Here is a 16436-nt window from a genome sequence, read left to right on the forward strand (position 1 = left end):
TGGACAATTGGTTTCTTCTCTGAACGGCGGGAGTATGAAAAGTATGGCTGAAGCGCAAAATGATCCCTTGCTGCCGGGTTACTCGTTTAACGCCCATCTGGTGGCGGGTTTAACACCGATTGAGGCCAACGGTTATCTCGATTTTTTTATCGACCGACCGCTGGGAATGAAAGGCTATATTCTCAATCTCACCATTCGTGGACAGGGTGTGGTGAAAAATCAGGGACGAGAATTTGTTTGCCGACCGGGGGATATTTTGTTGTTCCCGCCGGGAGAAATTCATCACTATGGTCGTCATCCGGAGGCTCGTGAATGGTATCACCAGTGGGTTTACTTTCGTCCTCGCGCCTACTGGCACGAATGGCTTAACTGGCCGTCGATATTTGCCAATACCGGTTTCTTTCGCCCGGACGAAGCGCACCAGCCGCATTTCAGCGACTTGTTTGGGCAAATTATTAACGCCGGACAAGGAGAAGGGCGCTATTCGGAACTGCTGGCGATAAATCTTCTTGAGCAATTGTTACTGCGGCGGATGGAAGCGATCAATGAGTCGATGCATCCGCCAATGGATAATCGGGTACGCGAGGCTTGTCAGTACATCAGCGACCACCTGGCAGACAGCAATTTTGATATCGCCAGCGTTGCACAGCATGTCTGCCTGTCGCCGTCGCGTTTGTCGCATTTGTTCCGTCAGCAGTTAGGGATTAGCGTCTTAAGCTGGCGTGAGGATCAACGCATTAGCCAGGCGAAGCTGCTATTGAGTACAACCCGGATGCCTATCGCGACGGTCGGGCGCAATGTTGGCTTTGATGATCAACTCTATTTCTCGCGGGTATTTAAAAAATGTACTGGGGCCAGCCCAAGCGAGTTCCGTGCTGGTTGTGAAGAAAAAGTGAATGATGTAGCTGTCAGGTTGTCATAACTGGTAACGAATCAGAGAATTGACGGCTTGACGGAGTAGCATTGGGTTTGCAGAATCCCTGCTTCGTCCATTTGACAGGCACATTATGCAAGCATTGCTGGAACACTTTATTACCCAATCCACCGTTTATTCGCTGATGGCGGTGGTATTGGTGGCTTTTCTGGAGTCGCTGGCGCTGGTCGGTTTGATTTTGCCCGGTACGGTACTGATGGCGGGGCTGGGAGCGCTGATTGGCAGCGGCGAGTTAAGTTTCTGGCACGCCTGGCTGGCGGGGATTGTTGGCTGCCTGATGGGGGACTGGATCTCTTTCTGGCTGGGCTGGCGTTTTAAAAAGCCGCTCCATCGTTGGTCGTTTCTGAAGAAAAACAAAGCGTTGCTCGATAAAACCGAACATGCGTTGCATCAACACAGCATGTTTACCATTCTGGTCGGTCGTTTTGTCGGCCCGACGCGTCCGCTGGTGCCAATGGTGGCAGGGATGTTGGATCTGCCCGTAGCAAAATTTATTACGCCAAATATTATCGGCTGCCTGCTGTGGCCACCGTTTTACTTCCTGCCGGGGATTCTGGCGGGGGCGGCGATTGATATTCCTGCCGGGATGCAGAGCGGTGAATTTAAGTGGTTGTTGCTGGCAACGGCGGTGTTTTTGTGGGTTGGCGGCTGGTTGTGCTGGCGGTTATGGCGCAGTGGCAAAGTAACCGATCGCTTAAGCCATTATTTGTCGCGTGGTCATCTGCTGTGGCTGACGCCGCTAATTTCTGGCGTTGGGGTAGTGGCGCTGGTGGTGTTGATTCGCCATCCGTTGATGCCGGTGTATATCGATATTTTGCGTAAAGTGGTTGGGGTTTAGGGGCATAGTCTTGTACGGGGCGCCTGATGCGACGCTTGCCGCGTCTTATCAGGCCCACAATACGCCCCCCGTAGGTCGGATAAGGCGTTCACGCCGCATCCGACAGTGCATATTAGCCTTTAATTCCCAACAGCGCCGAAGCACTCGCCTTACCGCTCAATAACTCATTTGTCTTCCCCTGCCAGGCGATGCGCCCGTCGGCAACCACCACCGAGCGCGTGGCGATCCGCGCGGCATCTTCTACGCTATGTGACACCATCAATAGCGTCATTTTTTGCTGCTGGCAGCTCGTGCTCACCAGCGTCAACATCTCCTGACGCAGCGCCGGATCGAGTGCGGAGAACGGTTCATCAAGCAATAAAATGGGCTGTTCACGTACCAGACAGCGCGCTAACGCCACGCGCTGCCGCTGGCCGCCGGAAAGCTCACCCGGTAACCGCGGCATTAAATTATCAATCCCCATCTGACGGGCGATTGCGTGCATTTTCTCCTGCTGTATTGCGTTCAACTTCAATCCCGGATTCAATCCCAGCCCGATGTTCTGCGCTACCGTCAGGTGGCTGAACAGGTTGTTCTCCTGAAACAGCATTGATACCGGACGGCGTGACGGCGGTGTCGTCGTGTGATCAATACCGTCGATAGTCAGCGAACCGCTGGCTGGCGTCAGAAAACCGGCGATCAAATTCAGCAGGGTACTTTTACCTGCGCCGCTTGGCCCGAGGATCGCCACTTGCTCGCCGCGTTCCACCGTTAAGCTAAAACGCATTGGCAAATGGTGATAAAGCCAGGTGATATCAGTCAGTCTTAACATTTCGCCCCGGTAGTTTTTCAATCATGGTAAACAGCAGAAAACAGAGCAGCAGCAGAATTAATGCGGTGACCGCGCCGTCCTGGCTGCGGTAAGAGCCAATTTGCTGGTAGAGATAAAACGGCAGGGTGCGGAAATCATCGTTACCGAACAATGCCACCACACCAAAATCACCAATCGACAGCACGCAGGCAAAAGCCAGTGCCTGCGCCAGCGGACGTTTCAGGGCGCGCAGCTCGACCACTTTTAAACGCGACCAGCCTTCAATGCCCAACGACTGACACAACATGCTGTAGCGGGCGGTGATATCGCGCATCGGGTTTTCCAGCACTTTCAGCGCGTAAGGGATCGCCATTAGCGCATTGGTGAAAATCACAATGCCGTCAGCAGATTGTGGCAGGCCAGTAGTGTTGTTGAGCAATAAAAAGAAGCCCGTTGCCAGCACAATGCCGGGCATGGCGAGGATCAGCATTCCGCTCATCTCCAGTGTCTGACCAGCCAGCATTTTCTGCCGCGCCCGCAGTTCGCGACTGCTCCACAGCAGCATCATGGTCAGCACTACGCACAATACGCCTGCCGCCAGCGCGATGCGCAATGAGGTCCACAGTGCCTGCCACAGTACCGGTTGTGCCAGCACTTCTGGCAACTGGTAATTCACGCCATCAACGATCACCGCCAGTAACGGTGGCAGCAACAACAGCAGCGCCAGCACGATCAGCACCGTATCGCAAATGCGGCTGTGCAGACGATCGTCCGGGTCGCGCCAACCGTGCAGCAGCGTAGTGCCGGGGGCGATGGCCTTACTTAATCGTTGGCTCAACAACACCAGTCCCAGACAGCACACCATCTGGATCAGCGCCAGCATTGCTGCGCGGGCGGGATCGTAGTCGTAACTCAGCGCCTGATAGATTGCCAGTTCGATAGTCGTCGCCTGTGGCCCGCCGCCCAGCGCCAGCACGGTGGCGAAGCTGGCGAAACAGAGCATAAAGATAAGCGCAGCAACCGGCGGGATTTGTCGCCGTAACCACGGCCATTCGACGAAGCGGAAAAAATGCCAGCCGCGCATCCCAAGCTGGGCGGCAAGTTGACGTTGTTCACCGGGGATGTTTTCCAGTGCCTGGAGTAATAAGCGGCTCGCCATCGGCAGATTAAAAAATACGTGCGCCAGCAAAATGCCTTGCAGGCCGTAGGGCGAAAAAGTCCACTCCAGCCCAAGCAATTGCCAGAGCGATGCCAGCCAGCCCTGGCGACCATAAACGCTAAGAATGCCGAAAACAGCGACCAGCACAGGCAGGATTAAGGTCATGGCGCACAGACGCAACAGCGCCTGCCGCCCCGGAAAGCGCCTGCGGTAGAGGGCGCGGGCGAGGAATATTGCGGGCACGACAGAGAGCAGCGCAGAGAGAAACGCCTGCCAGAAGGAGAAGCGCACCACATGCCACAGGTAGCTGTCCTGCCATATTGTTGCCCAGTCCCCCTGCGGCGCGTTCCACCACAGCGCGAGAAACGCCGCCAGTGCAACCACCACCACCAGCGTGGCGGCGCTTACACCTGGAATTAACCAGCCAGGAATTAACGGCTGACGGCGCGTTGCCATTCGCTAATCCATGCCTGACGTTGTGCCGCCACTTCGGCTGGCGTGAATTCCAGCGTGGTGGCCGGTTTGGTCAGTTGTTCAAAACCGGCAGGTAGTGCGACGTTTGCTACCGGATACATCCAGTTGCCGGTTGGGATCGCATTCTGGAAAGCCGGAGAAACCATAAACTGGAGGAATTTTTGTGCCAGCTCCGGCTGCTTGCTGGCAGCGGTGCGGGCGGCGACTTCCACTTGCAGATAGTGACCTTCGCTAAAGTTGGCGGCGGCGTAGTTATCTTTCTTCTCTTCGAGAATGTGATAAGCCGGAGAAGTGGTGTAGCTCAATACCAGATCGCTTTCGCCTTTTAAAAACAGGCCATAGGCTTCGCTCCAGCCTTTGGTGACGGTGACGGTTTTCTTCGCCAGTTTCTGCCAGGCTTGCGGGGCGTCATCGCCATAGACTTTTTGCATCCACAGCAGCAGACCCAGACCTGGCGTACTGGTGCGTGGATCTTCATAAATCACCCGCCAGTTTTGATCGCTCTCAACCAGTTCTTTCAGGCTTTGCGGCGGATTTTTCAGTTTGTTCTTGTCATAGACGAAGGCGAAGTAGCCGTAATCAAATGGTACGAAAGTGTCATTATTCCAGCCGCCGGGTACATTGATCGCATCCGCTGACACGCCGCTTTTGGTAAACAGCCCGGTTTTGCTGGCGGCATCTAACAGATTGTTATCCAGACCCAGCACCACATCGGCTTTGCTGTTTTTACCTTCCATCCGCAGACGGTTGAGCAGCGAGACGCCATCTTCCAGCGCCACCAGTTTCAGTTCGCAATGACAGTCGGCTTCAAAGGCTTTTTTGACTACCGGACCTGGCCCCCAGTCGGCAGCGAAGGAGTCGTAGGTATAGACGGTCAGAACAGGTTTCGCAAAAACGGGCGCTGTGCACAGCAACAGCAAAGGAAGACATTTTTTTAACACTTTGCACCTCAAAGAAGAGTGGCAAAGGACTTGAGAAGGAGCCTCAAATCCCTTCGCCGGCGTTATCCGGATCAGGTTCGACGGGTATTTTCTCAGCGCACGCATTTGCGTGGCACCCCGTTGAGAACGGCGTTAGTGTAGTGAGTTTGTTATCAACCAGCAATCATGGATCCGGCGGTGCAAACCACGCTGATTTAAAATCGAACCATCCAAGGGTATTCATGCGCAGGCCGCGCATACTGCGTTGCCCCTGAATGATCAGCCAGTGATGGATCAATGGCACCATCGCTTTGCTGGTCACTAACTGCTGGCACCAGTTCGCCAGATTCATCTCGCCATTGCGCCAGCGCGCGGCATCGGCTTGCCAGTCGATCGGAATACAGTGTTGTAGCAGCGGCACTTCGCACAAATGCGCGAACAGCGAAAAATCCAGCGGCAGCGTAAAGTTGGCGCTGTTAAGCCAGATATCGCTTTCGATCTCTCCCGCATGCCACTGATCGTAGCTGATCTCGTTGATGTTAAGCGTTACCTGATGACTCGCCAGAATTTGCTGCATGATCCTGGCAATTACCCGATGTTCAATATGATCCTGATAAAAGGTCAGGGTAAGGCTTTCCAGCCCGGCGGGTTTTTCGCAATGCGTGGGGCGGGCATGGTGCCAACGGGGGAGCAGTCCGTAGGCCGGGAACCAGAGTTGCTGGTACTGTTCTTCCGCGAAGTAGACCAGATTGCTCGGAGAAAGAACGTAGCTTACCCAGTCTCTGACTTGCTGATTCGCCCCGCGATGGGTGCGGCTGTCGAACAGTAAATAGTAGCAACCTTCTTCCAGGCGGCTTTCAATCTCTTTTTCCTCACCCTGCGGCCCTTTCAGCATTAGCCCTCCGGCTGGCTCGTCGGCAATTTCCGGCAGAACCCAGACGTTAACTTCATCGATGAGTGCCCGATAACCGAAGAAGTCATCGAATGCCTGAATTTTCAACTGATTGGCGCTGTTACGCATTACCGCATACGGACCGGTGCCGATCGGATGACTGGCAAAGTTGCTGATGGTTTCCCATTCCCGCGGCAGGATCATCGCCGGAACTTGCCCCAGTAGTAACGGCAACCAACGATCGGGCTGCGTAAGATGGATATCCAGCGTCCAGGGCGTTGGCGAAACAATTTCAGCAATGTGGGAATAGAGCGGCTGCGTATTGAGCCGTTTCAAAGAGGCGATGACATCGTCCATTTCCAGCTCACGGCCATGATGAAATTGGATACCGGGACGTAAAAAGAAACGCCAGTGAAGTGGGGAAATTTGTTGCCAGTGGTGGGCAATGTCCGCCTCCAGTTCCCCATTTTCCTCATTTATGCGGGTTAACGCGCTGAAGATTTGCCGGGCGATATGCGTTTCGGAACGGCGTAATGCGCTGCCAGGTAGCAGATTACGCAACGGACGATAGTAGAGCACGCGCAGAATGTGCCGCCCCTGGCGGAAGCTACGCCCCAGATGGGAAACCAACATTTGCCGCACAGCGGTTTTATCACCGACGAGTTGCACCAGTTGATCGATACGATCCTGTTCCAGCAGATCCTCCGCCCGCTGTTGCTGAAGCGCAAGTCCGGTGTAGAGGAAGGTCAAACGCGAGCGTTTACCGCGGCCAACCTCCGCCTCCCACGTCAGCCAGCCACGATCCTGCATGGTGTTTAGCAGGGTGCGCATATGACGGCGGGAACAGCTCAATAACTCTGCCAGTTCGTTGAGCGTCGTGTTCTGCGATTTACCCTCGCAGCATTGCCACAGCCGGATGAACTGTTGTTGCAGACGACCTGAAGGCATAAAAGGGGAACTCCTGCGCAAAAGTCAGCAATTTTATTATCCCTATATTAAGTCAATAATTCTTAACGATGAAGCAAGGAGGTATCCCATTCGTCAGTTTTATCGGCACTATTTTGCAATGACAGCAATGATGTGCTGACTGAGTTGGTTAAGCGTTCCACAACGATTAGCCATGCTTGAATAACTGATGCAGTGGGAGGGGAGTCATTCTGACTACTGATCTGCAGACATCATGTGTGACTGAGTATTGGTGTTAATCGCCACGCCAGCAGTGAATACCTGCTGGCTTTTTTCTTTTTGGCGATTGAGTGCCGGATGCGGCGTGAATGCCTTATCCGACTCATAAAACTAGCGCATAAACGCCGGTTGCTTCTCTTCATAATCAGCAATGGCATCGCCGTGCTGCAACGTCAGACCGATGCTATCGAGACCGTTCATCATGCAGTGGCGGCGGAAGGCATCGATGGTAAAACGATAAGTTTTATTCCCCGCTTTCACCTCTTGCGCTTCCAGATCCACGTCGAAGTGAATTCCCGGATTAGCCTGCACCAGTGTAAACAGCTCGTCCACTTCGGCATCGCTTAATTTCACCGGCAGCAACTGGTTGTTAAAGCTGTTGCCGTAGAAGATGTCCGCGAAACTGGGCGCAATCACCACCTTAAATCCGTAATCGGTCAGCGCCCAGGGAGCGTGCTCACGCGAGGAGCCACAGCCGAAGTTTTCCCGCGCCAGTAAAATGGAAGCGCCCTGATATTGTGGGAAATTCAGCACGAAGTCCGGGTTTGGCTGTTGGCCTTTTTCATCCAGAAAACGCCAGTCGTTAAACAGATGCGCGCCAAAACCAGTGCGCGTCACTTTCTGCAAAAACTGTTTCGGGATAATGGCATCAGTGTCGACATTGGCGGCATCCAATGGAACAACCAGGCCTGTGTGTTTGATAAATTTCTCTGCCATGGTGTGCTCCTTATTTAATGTTGCGAATGTCAGCGAAATGACCGGTGACGGCAGCGGCGGCCGCCATTGCCGGGCTAACCAGATGCGTGCGCCCGCCGCGCCCCTGGCGGCCTTCAAAGTTACGGTTGCTGGTGGAGGCACAACGCTCGCCCGGATTCAGGCGATCGTTGTTCATCGCCAGACACATTGAGCAGCCAGGCAAGCGCCATTCAAAACCCGCTTCAATAAAAATTTTGTCCAGCCCTTCTGCTTCTGCCTGCGCTTTTACCGGGCCGGAGCCGGGAACGACCAGTGCCTGAACGCCTGGCGCAACTTTCCGCCCTTTGGCGATTTCCGCCGCTGCACGTAAATCTTCAATACGTGAGTTGGTGCAGGAACCGATAAATACTTTATCGATAGCGACTTCGGTCAGCGGAATACCCGGTTTCAGCCCCATATAGGCCAACGCTTTTTCTGCTGACGCGCGCTCAACCGGATCGGCAAACGAAGCGGGATCGGGAATATTGTCGTTCACGGAGATCACCTGGCCTGGGTTGGTGCCCCAGGTGACTTGCGGCGCAATCTCTTCTGCTTGCAGAGTGACAACGGTATCGAAAGTTGCACCTTCGTCGGTTTGCAGTGTTTTCCAGTAGGCGACGGCGTCGTCGAAATCTTTGCCTTTCGGCGCATGAAGACGGCCTTTGACATAGTTAAAGGTGGTTTCGTCCGGCGCAACCAGACCGGCTTTTGCGCCCATTTCGATTGCCATATTGCACAGGGTCATGCGACCTTCCATGCTTAAATCACGGATTGCTTCACCGCAAAACTCCACCACATGCCCGGTGCCGCCTGCACTGCCGGTTTTACCGATAATTGCCAGCACGATATCTTTCGCAGTAATTCCTGGTGCGGCTTTACCCTGGACTTCAATTTTCATGGTCTTCGCACGACCCTGCTTCAGGGTTTGCGTTGCCAGCACGTGTTCAACTTCGGAAGTACCGATGCCAAACGCCAGTGCGCCAAACGCGCCGTGGGTGGCGGTATGCGAGTCGCCGCAAACAATGGTCATTCCCGGTAAGGTGACGCCTTGTTCTGGCCCCATCACGTGGACAATTCCCTGATACGGGTGATTCAGGTCATACAGCTCGACGCCAAAATCTTTGCAGTTTTTGATCAGCTCCTGCATCTGGATGCGCGCCATTTCTCCGCAGGCATTAATGTCTTTGGTCTGGGTCGAGACGTTGTGGTCCATAGTGGCGAAAGTTTTACCTGGCTGACGTACCGGGCGTCCGTGGGTGCGCAGACCATCAAACGCCTGCGGTGACGTCACTTCATGCACCAGATGGCGGTCGATATATAACAGCGGGGTTTCGTTTTCAGCTTCGTAAACTACATGAGCGTCGAACAATTTTTCGTATAACGTCTTAGCCATAATTACACCCCTTCTGCCACATAGCGGGCAATGATATCGCCCATTTCATCGGTACTTACGGCGGCAGCGCCACGGGCCAAATCTCCGGTGCGAATGCCTTCTTCTAATGCGCGGTTAATGGCGCGTTCAATAGCGGAAGCCGCATCATCGGCATCCAGGCTGTAGCGCAACAGCAGCGCCAGCGACAGAATTTGCGCAATTGGATTAGCGATGTTTTTTCCTGCGATATCCGGCGCAGAGCCGCCCGCCGGTTCATACAGACCAAAACCTTGTTCGTTCAGGCTGGCGGAAGGCAACATCCCCATCGAACCGGTAATCATCGCGCATTCGTCAGAAAGAATGTCACCAAACAGGTTGGAGCACAGCAGCACGTCAAATTGCGACGGATCTTTAATCAACTGCATGGTGGCGTTGTCGATGTACATATGTGCCAGTTCAACATCCGGATATTCAATGGCGATCTCGTTAACGATCTCCCGCCATAAAATAGAGGATTGCAGCACGTTGGCTTTGTCGATTGACGTGACTTTGCGGCGACGTTTGCGGGCAGATTCAAACGCGATGCGGGCAATGCGCTCGATCTCAAAACGGTGATACACCTCGGTATCAAACGCTTTTTCATACTGACCGCTACCTTCACGGCCTTTCGGTTGACCGAAATAGATGCCGCCGGTTAACTCACGCACGCACAGGATGTCGAAGCCGTTAGCGGCAATATCAGCACGTAGCGGACAGAATGCTTCCAGCCCCTGATACAGTTTTGCCGGGCGCAGATTGCTGAATAATTTGAAATGTTTACGCAGAGGTAACAGCGCGCCGCGTTCTGGTTGTTGGTCTGGCGGCAAATGCTCCCACTTCGGGCCACCTACCGAGCCAAACAGTACGGCATCGGCTTGTTCACAGCCTTCAACCGTCGCTGGCGGCAACGGCTGCCCGTGGTTATCAATGGCTGCGCCGCCAACATCATAATGGCTGGTGGTGATACGCATCGCAAAGCGGTTACGCACGGCATCCAGTACTTTCAGGGCCTGGGTCATGACTTCCGGCCCGATCCCATCCCCAGGTAAAACAGCAATATGGTAATTCTTCGACATCACACGGTTTCCTTGTTGTTTTCGTTGTGTTGAGCTTTGCGTTGTAACTCTTTTTCGACTTCTGCGGCGCGCCAGATATTGTTCAGCACGTGCACCATTGCTTTGGCGGAGGACTCGACAATATCGGTGGCCAGGCCGACGCCGTGGAAGCGGCGACCGTTGTAGTTAGCGACGATATCCACCTGACCCAGCGCATCTTTACCGTGGCCTTTGGCGGTCAGGCTGTATTTCACCAGTTCGACGTTGTAGTCAGTGATACGGTTAATCGCCTGGTAGACGGCATCGACCGGGCCATTACCGTTGGCGGCTTCTGCTTTGACTTCCTCGCCACAGGCCAGTTTGACGGCGGCAGTGGCGATATCGTTAGAACCCGACTGCACACTGAAGTAATCCAGACGGAAGTGTTCCGGTTCTTCTTGCTGTTTACCAATAAAGGCCAGAGCCTCCAGGTCGTAATCAAATACTTGGCCTTTTTTATCTGCCAGTTTCAGGAAAGCGTCGTACAGATTGTCTAAATTATATTCACTTTCTTTATATCCCATCTCATCCATGCGGTGTTTTACTGCCGCACGACCAGAACGAGAGGTTAGATTTAACTGGATTTGGTTCAGACCAATAGATTCTGGTGTCATGATTTCGTAGTTTTCGCGATTTTTCAGCACGCCATCCTGATGAATACCGGAGGAGTGTGCGAACGCGCCGCTGCCAACAATGGCTTTGTTTGCCGGGATCGGCATATTGCAAATCTGGCTAACTAACTGACTGGTGCGCCATATCTCCTGGTGATTAATGGCGGTGTGGACGTTGAGAATATCCTTACGCACTTTGATCGCCATGATCACTTCTTCCAGCGAACAGTTACCCGCGCGTTCACCGATCCCGTTCATCGCACCTTCTACCTGCCGTGCTCCGGCATGTACCGCCGCCAGCGAGTTGCCGACCGCCAGGCCTAAATCATCGTGAGTGTGTACGGAAATAATGGCTTTATCGATGTTTGGTACGCGTTCATACAGACCGCTGATGATTCCGGCGAACTCAAATGGCATGGTATAGCCCACGGTGTCCGGGATGTTGATGGTAGTGGCACCGGCGTTAATTGCTGCTTCGACCACTCGCGCCAGATCGGCAATCGGTGTGCGTCCGGCGTCTTCGCAAGAAAATTCAACATCATCGGTGTAATTGCGTGCACGTTTCACCATATAGATGGCGCGTTCGATCACCTCATCCAGCGTGCTGCGCAGCTTGGTGGCAATGTGCATTGGGGAGGTGGCAATAAAGGTATGAATACGGAAGGCTTCGGCAACTTTCAGGGATTCTGCCGCCACGTCGATATCTTTTTCCACGCAACGGGCTAACGCACAAACGCGGCTATTTTTGACCTGGCGAGCAATGGTTTGCACCGATTCGAAATCGCCCGGAGAAGAGACGGGGAAACCGACTTCCATCACGTCAACCCCCATTCGCTCAAGGCCCAGCGCAATTTGCAGTTTTTCTTTCGCACTCAAGCTTGCCTGTAACGCCTGTTCACCGTCGCGCAATGTGGTATCGAAAATAATGACTTGCTGGCTCATAGTTTGGATCCTTGTCTCTTTTAGGGCGCTTCGCTTCGGGCATAAAAAAACCCGCGCAATGCGCGGGTTTTTTGTCTGACTGCGTGCTGGCTTAATGCTGGATGCCGCTCACTCGTCTACCGCGCAAAGAAGATGCGTTTAGTAGTAGTAGACCGTTAAAGCGAACGATGTGAGTCATTAAATCAGCTCCGGATGAATGCGATATGCTTTTAGAGTTACTGGATACAAAAACGGATGTCAACCCTGATGCAACAAAAACGGTTCACCAGCGAGAGTTCTGTATGCGTCAAATTAGCTAATTGTGCTGCAAGAGTAAAAACAGTCGATATTAATTTCTGTTTAACCGCTCATACTTTTCATTGGTAGACATACTTCAGAATAATTTATTGCATTTAATCAACGAGGTAAGAAAGAGTAAAACTTGCTCGCTACCGCAACTATCCTGATGATTTGTATTGAATTATATGCTGTACGAATGTTTTTATATTGATTTAGTGAATATTATTGATCGATTAATGTTAAGGATTAATATATTAAACGCATAAAATAAGCATTAAATTAGCACAATTAATCCATTTTTTAGATGATTGAGTATTCGCGGTGGTTATGATTAGAATGTTTTCGCAACAAAAACATTATGGATTATTAAGCTGTGATGAATGACTCTTCGCACGGCAATGGATTCTGTTTTTATCAGAACCCTTATCTTTATGTTTTCCTAATTTTACTCATTTTCCTTCTTCTTATTTTATATGCATGGTAAATCATATTTTTCAGGATTATTTCTCTGCATTCCAATAAGGGAAAGGGAGTTAAGTGTGACAGTGGAGTTAAGTATGTCAGAGGTAAAAACAGATCATCCAGAGATTGCGGAGATTGTGGAGTTAAGCAAGCCACAGTTGCGTATGGTCGATTTAAACTTATTAACCGTTTTCGATGCTGTGATGCAGGAGCAGAATATTACTCGTGCCGCGCATGTTCTGGGAATGTCGCAACCTGCGGTCAGTAATGCTGTTGCACGCCTGAAGGTGATGTTTAATGACGAGTTGTTTGTTCGTTATGGTCGTGGCATCCAACCGACTGCCCGCGCATTTCAGCTTTTTGGCTCTGTGCGTCAGGCGCTGCAATTAGTACAAAACGAGTTACCGGGTTCAGGGTTTGAGCCTTCCAGCAGCGAGCGCGTATTCCATCTCTGCGTTTGCAGCCCGTTAGATAGCATTCTGACCTCGCAGATTTATAATCACATTGAGCAAATTGCGCCAAATATTCATGTGATATTCAAGTCTTCATTAAATCAGAACACCGAACATCAATTCCGTTATCAGGAAACAGAGTTCGTTATTAGTTATGAAGACTTCCATCGTCCTGAATTTACCAGCGTTCCATTATTTAAAGATGAAATGGTACTGGTAGCCAGTAAGAAGCATCCGACGATTAACGGCCCATTACTGAAACATGATGTTTATAACGAACAACATGCGGCAGTTTCGCTCGACCGTTTCGCGTCGTTTAGTCAACCGTGGTACGACACAGTAGATAAACAAGCCAGTATCGCTTATCAGGGAATGGCAATGATGAGCGTCCTTAGCGTGGTGTCACAAACGCATCTTGTCGCTATTGCGCCTCGTTGGCTGGCTGAGGAGTTTGCTGAATCCTTAGAATTGCAGATATTACCGCTGCCATTAAAACAAAATAGCAGAACCTGTTACCTCTCCTGGCATGAGGCAGCCGGGCGTGATAAAGGTCATCAATGGATGGAAGAGCAATTAGTCTCTATTTGTAAACGTTAAGCAGAGGCAGAGTAAATCAGGTGTGCATCTCTGGTTTATTCTGCATTTTTTATTCAATGTAGAATTTTATTCTGAATGCATGTTCACCCTGATATTAGAAATAATAAAAAAATAGAGAAATTGCTGTAACGAGGCAGATTTAGCCGATTTATTATCAATTCTGTCCACCATTCTGGAGTATTTTATCGTTTATTTTCTCCTTTCCTCCTGTTTATTCTTATTTATTCACGCTTGTGACTCTGCCTGTCAATTGCTTAAGCCAGATCGGACGGTTAATGTGTTTTACACATTTTTTCCGCCAAACAGTGAGACAAGCCATGGAGATGTTGTCTGGAGCCGAGATGGTCGTCCGATCGCTTATCGATCAGGGCGTTAAACAAGTATTCGGTTACCCCGGAGGCGCAGTCCTTGATATTTACGATGCATTGCATACCGTGGGCGGTATTGATCACGTATTAGTTCGTCATGAACAGGCGGCAGTGCATATGGCCGATGGTCTGGCGCGCGCGACCGGAGAAGTGGGCGTTGTGCTGGTGACATCGGGCCCTGGGGCCACCAACGCAATTACTGGTATCGCCACTGCCTATATGGACTCCATTCCGCTGGTTATCCTTTCCGGGCAGGTAGCAACCTCGCTGATAGGTTACGATGCCTTTCAGGAGTGTGACATGGTGGGAATTTCCCGGCCGGTGGTTAAACACAGTTTTCTGGTTAAGCAAACGGAAGATATACCGCAGGTGCTGAAAAAGGCATTCTGGCTGGCGGCAAGCGGTCGTCCTGGGCCTGTGGTGGTTGATTTACCGAAAGACATTCTTAATCCGGCGAACAAATTACCGTACGTCTGGCCGGAGTCGGTCAGTATGCGCTCTTATAACCCAACAACGCTGGGCCATAAGGGGCAGATTAAACGCGCGCTGCAAACGCTGGTGGCGGCGAAAAAACCGGTAATTTACGTTGGCGGTGGCGCAGTGACTGCGGGTTGCCATCAACAACTCAAACAGATTATTGAGCAACTTAATCTTCCTGTCGTCTCGTCATTAATGGGATTAGGTGTGTTTCCGGCAACGCATCGTCAGGCCTTGGGAATGCTGGGAATGCACGGCACTTACGAAGCTAATATGACGATGCATAATGCCGATGTCATTTTTGCGGTTGGTGTACGCTTTGATGATCGCACCACTAACAATCTGGCAAAGTACTGCCCAAATGCGACAGTGTTACATATTGATATCGATCCTACCTCGATCTCAAAAACCGTGACCGCCGACATCCCGATCGTTGGCGATGCGCGTCTGGTGTTGGAGCAAATGCTGGAATTGTTACCGCAAGAAACCTCTTCGCAACCTCTGGATGAGATCCGCGACTGGTGGCAGCAAATTGAACAGTGGCGCGCTCGCCAGTGCCTGAAATATGATACCCACAGTGAAAGCATTAAACCGCAGGCGGTGATCGAGACGCTCTGGCGACTGACGAAGGGGGACGCTTATGTGACGTCCGATGTCGGGCAACACCAGATGTTCGCCGCGCTTTATTATCCTTTCGATAAACCGCGTCGCTGGATCAACTCCGGCGGCCTCGGCACTATGGGCTTTGGTTTACCTGCGGCGCTGGGCGTCAAAATGGCACTGCCGGGAGAAACCGTGGTCTGCGTCACTGGCGATGGCAGTATTCAGATGAACATTCAGGAACTGTCTACAGCCTTGCAATATGAACTGCCGGTGCTGGTGGTGAATCTCAATAACCGCTACCTGGGGATGGTGAAGCAATGGCAGGACATGATCTATTCCGGCCGTCATTCACAATCTTATATGCAGTCGCTACCAGATTTCGTCCGTCTGGCAGAAGCCTATGGCCATGTGGGTATCCAAATTTCACGTCCGGATGAGCTGGAAAGCAAACTGAGCGAGGCACTTGAGCAGGTCGGTAATAACCGCCTGGTGTTTGTTGATGTTACCGTTGATGGCAGTGAGCATGTCTACCCGATGCATATTCGCGGGGGTGGAATGGATGAAATGTGGTTAAGCAAAACGGAGAGAACCTGATTATGCGCCGGATATTATCAGTATTACTCGAAAATGAATCAGGCGCGTTATCCCGTGTGATCGGCCTTTTTTCCCAGCGTGGCTATAACATTGAAAGTCTGACCGTTGCGCCAACCGACGATCCGACATTATCGCGCATGACTATCCAGACCGTGGGCGATGAAAAAGTGCTTGAGCAGATCGAAAAGCAATTACACAAGCTGGTCGATGTCTTGCGCGTGAGCGAACTGGGGCAGGGCGCGCACGTTGAGCGGGAAATTATGCTGGTGAAAATTCAGGCCAGCGGCTACGGACGTGACGAAGTGAAACGTAATACGGAAATATTCCGTGGGCAAATTATCGATGTCACACCGTCGCTTTATACCGTTCAACTGGCGGGAACCAGCGATAAACTCGATGCATTTTTAGCATCGATTCGCGATGTGGCGAAAATTGTTGAAGTTGCCCGCTCCGGCGTTGTCGGACTTTCACGCGGCGATAAAATAATGCGTTAAGAATGATCTCAATGCGCAATTTACAGCCCAGCATGTCACGTTGGGCTTTTTTTGCGAATTCAGTAGGAACCTGGAATAAAAGCAGTTGCCGCAGTTAATTTTCTGCGCTTAGATGTTAATGAATT

15 protein-coding genes and 1 riboswitch are annotated in these 16436 nt (G+C 51.7%); of the genes, 6 read left to right on the forward strand and 9 right to left on the reverse strand.

Features of this window, described 5'->3' with window-relative positions; genetic code table 11:
• The first annotated feature begins 43 nt into the window (after positions 1-43).
• Together araC and C7B16_RS02350 are read left to right on the forward strand one after the other, a co-directional pair.
• A complete protein-coding gene (gene araC / locus C7B16_RS02345) occupies positions 44-922 on the forward strand; it encodes an arabinose operon transcriptional regulator AraC (protein ID WP_107179346.1) in 879 nt (292 codons plus the stop codon).
• 85 nt (positions 923-1007) lie between these two features.
• Complete coding sequence (locus C7B16_RS02350; RefSeq protein ID WP_016249604.1) at positions 1008-1772, forward strand: DedA family protein; 765 nt, start codon at positions 1008-1010, stop codon at positions 1770-1772.
• A gap of 112 nt (positions 1773-1884) precedes the next feature.
• On the opposite strand, the gene thiQ is transcribed toward C7B16_RS02350, so the two are convergent.
• The 9 genes from thiQ to leuL form a co-directional block, all read right to left on the reverse strand.
• On the reverse strand, positions 1885-2583 hold the full coding sequence (gene thiQ / locus C7B16_RS02355) for a thiamine ABC transporter ATP-binding protein ThiQ (protein WP_107179315.1): 699 nt from the start codon (positions 2581-2583) through the stop codon (positions 1885-1887).
• Positions 2567-4177 (reverse strand): thiamine/thiamine pyrophosphate ABC transporter permease ThiP, encoded by a 1611-nt coding sequence (gene thiP / locus C7B16_RS02360; RefSeq protein WP_107179316.1) that lies wholly within the window; start codon positions 4175-4177, stop codon positions 2567-2569. The genes thiQ and thiP overlap by 17 nt, the downstream gene beginning before the upstream one ends.
• Positions 4153-5136 (reverse strand): thiamine ABC transporter substrate binding subunit, encoded by a 984-nt coding sequence (gene thiB / locus C7B16_RS02365; protein ID WP_001517735.1) that lies wholly within the window; start codon positions 5134-5136, stop codon positions 4153-4155. Before thiB ends, thiP begins: the two co-directional genes overlap by 25 nt.
• A gap of 30 nt (positions 5137-5166) precedes the next feature.
• Positions 5167-5266, reverse strand: a riboswitch (TPP riboswitch).
• Positions 5267-5299: 33 nt separating this feature from the next.
• Positions 5300-6955, reverse strand: a complete 1656-nt coding sequence (gene sgrR / locus C7B16_RS02370; protein WP_001517736.1) for a DNA-binding transcriptional regulator SgrR — start codon at positions 6953-6955, stop codon at positions 5300-5302.
• Between the two features lie 348 nt (positions 6956-7303).
• Positions 7304-7909 carry a 3-isopropylmalate dehydratase small subunit gene (gene leuD, locus C7B16_RS02380; protein WP_001517737.1) on the reverse strand — a complete coding sequence of 202 codons (606 nt, stop codon included), beginning with the start codon at positions 7907-7909 and terminating at the stop codon, positions 7304-7306.
• Between the two features lie 10 nt (positions 7910-7919).
• Complete coding sequence (gene leuC, locus C7B16_RS02385) at positions 7920-9320, reverse strand: 3-isopropylmalate dehydratase large subunit (RefSeq protein ID WP_001140679.1); 1401 nt, start codon at positions 9318-9320, stop codon at positions 7920-7922.
• 2 nt (positions 9321-9322) lie between these two features.
• On the reverse strand, positions 9323-10414 hold the full coding sequence (gene leuB, locus C7B16_RS02390; protein WP_000042367.1) for a 3-isopropylmalate dehydrogenase: 1092 nt from the start codon (positions 10412-10414) through the stop codon (positions 9323-9325).
• Positions 10414-11985 (reverse strand): 2-isopropylmalate synthase, encoded by a 1572-nt coding sequence (gene leuA / locus C7B16_RS02395; protein ID WP_000082825.1) that lies wholly within the window; start codon positions 11983-11985, stop codon positions 10414-10416. Before leuA ends, leuB begins: the two co-directional genes overlap by 1 nt.
• A gap of 91 nt (positions 11986-12076) precedes the next feature.
• On the reverse strand, positions 12077-12163 hold the full coding sequence (gene leuL / locus C7B16_RS02400) for a leu operon leader peptide (protein ID WP_010378126.1): 87 nt from the start codon (positions 12161-12163) through the stop codon (positions 12077-12079).
• A 658-nt stretch (positions 12164-12821) separates the two neighbouring features.
• Between leuL and leuO the strand changes: the two genes are divergently transcribed.
• From leuO to C7B16_RS24475, 4 genes are all read left to right on the forward strand, one after another.
• The gene (gene leuO / locus C7B16_RS02405) at positions 12822-13775 is read left to right on the forward strand and encodes a transcriptional regulator LeuO (protein WP_107179317.1); all 954 of its coding nucleotides are present in this window, start codon (positions 12822-12824) and stop codon (positions 13773-13775) included.
• Between the two features lie 317 nt (positions 13776-14092).
• Complete coding sequence (ilvI, locus tag C7B16_RS02410; protein ID WP_000425629.1) at positions 14093-15817, forward strand: acetolactate synthase 3 large subunit; 1725 nt, start codon at positions 14093-14095, stop codon at positions 15815-15817.
• Between the two features lie 2 nt (positions 15818-15819).
• Positions 15820-16311, forward strand: a complete 492-nt coding sequence (gene ilvN / locus C7B16_RS02415) for an acetolactate synthase small subunit (RefSeq protein WP_001252744.1) — start codon at positions 15820-15822, stop codon at positions 16309-16311.
• An 11-nt stretch (positions 16312-16322) separates the two neighbouring features.
• Positions 16323-16409 (forward strand): hypothetical protein, encoded by an 87-nt coding sequence (locus tag C7B16_RS24475; protein WP_032141500.1) that lies wholly within the window; start codon positions 16323-16325, stop codon positions 16407-16409.
• Positions 16410-16436 lie beyond the last annotated feature (27 nt).

Source organism: Escherichia sp. 20412-1, from assembly GCF_003027595.1.
In the GTDB taxonomy this organism is placed as follows: Bacteria; Pseudomonadota; Gammaproteobacteria; order Enterobacterales; family Enterobacteriaceae; genus Escherichia; species Escherichia marmotae.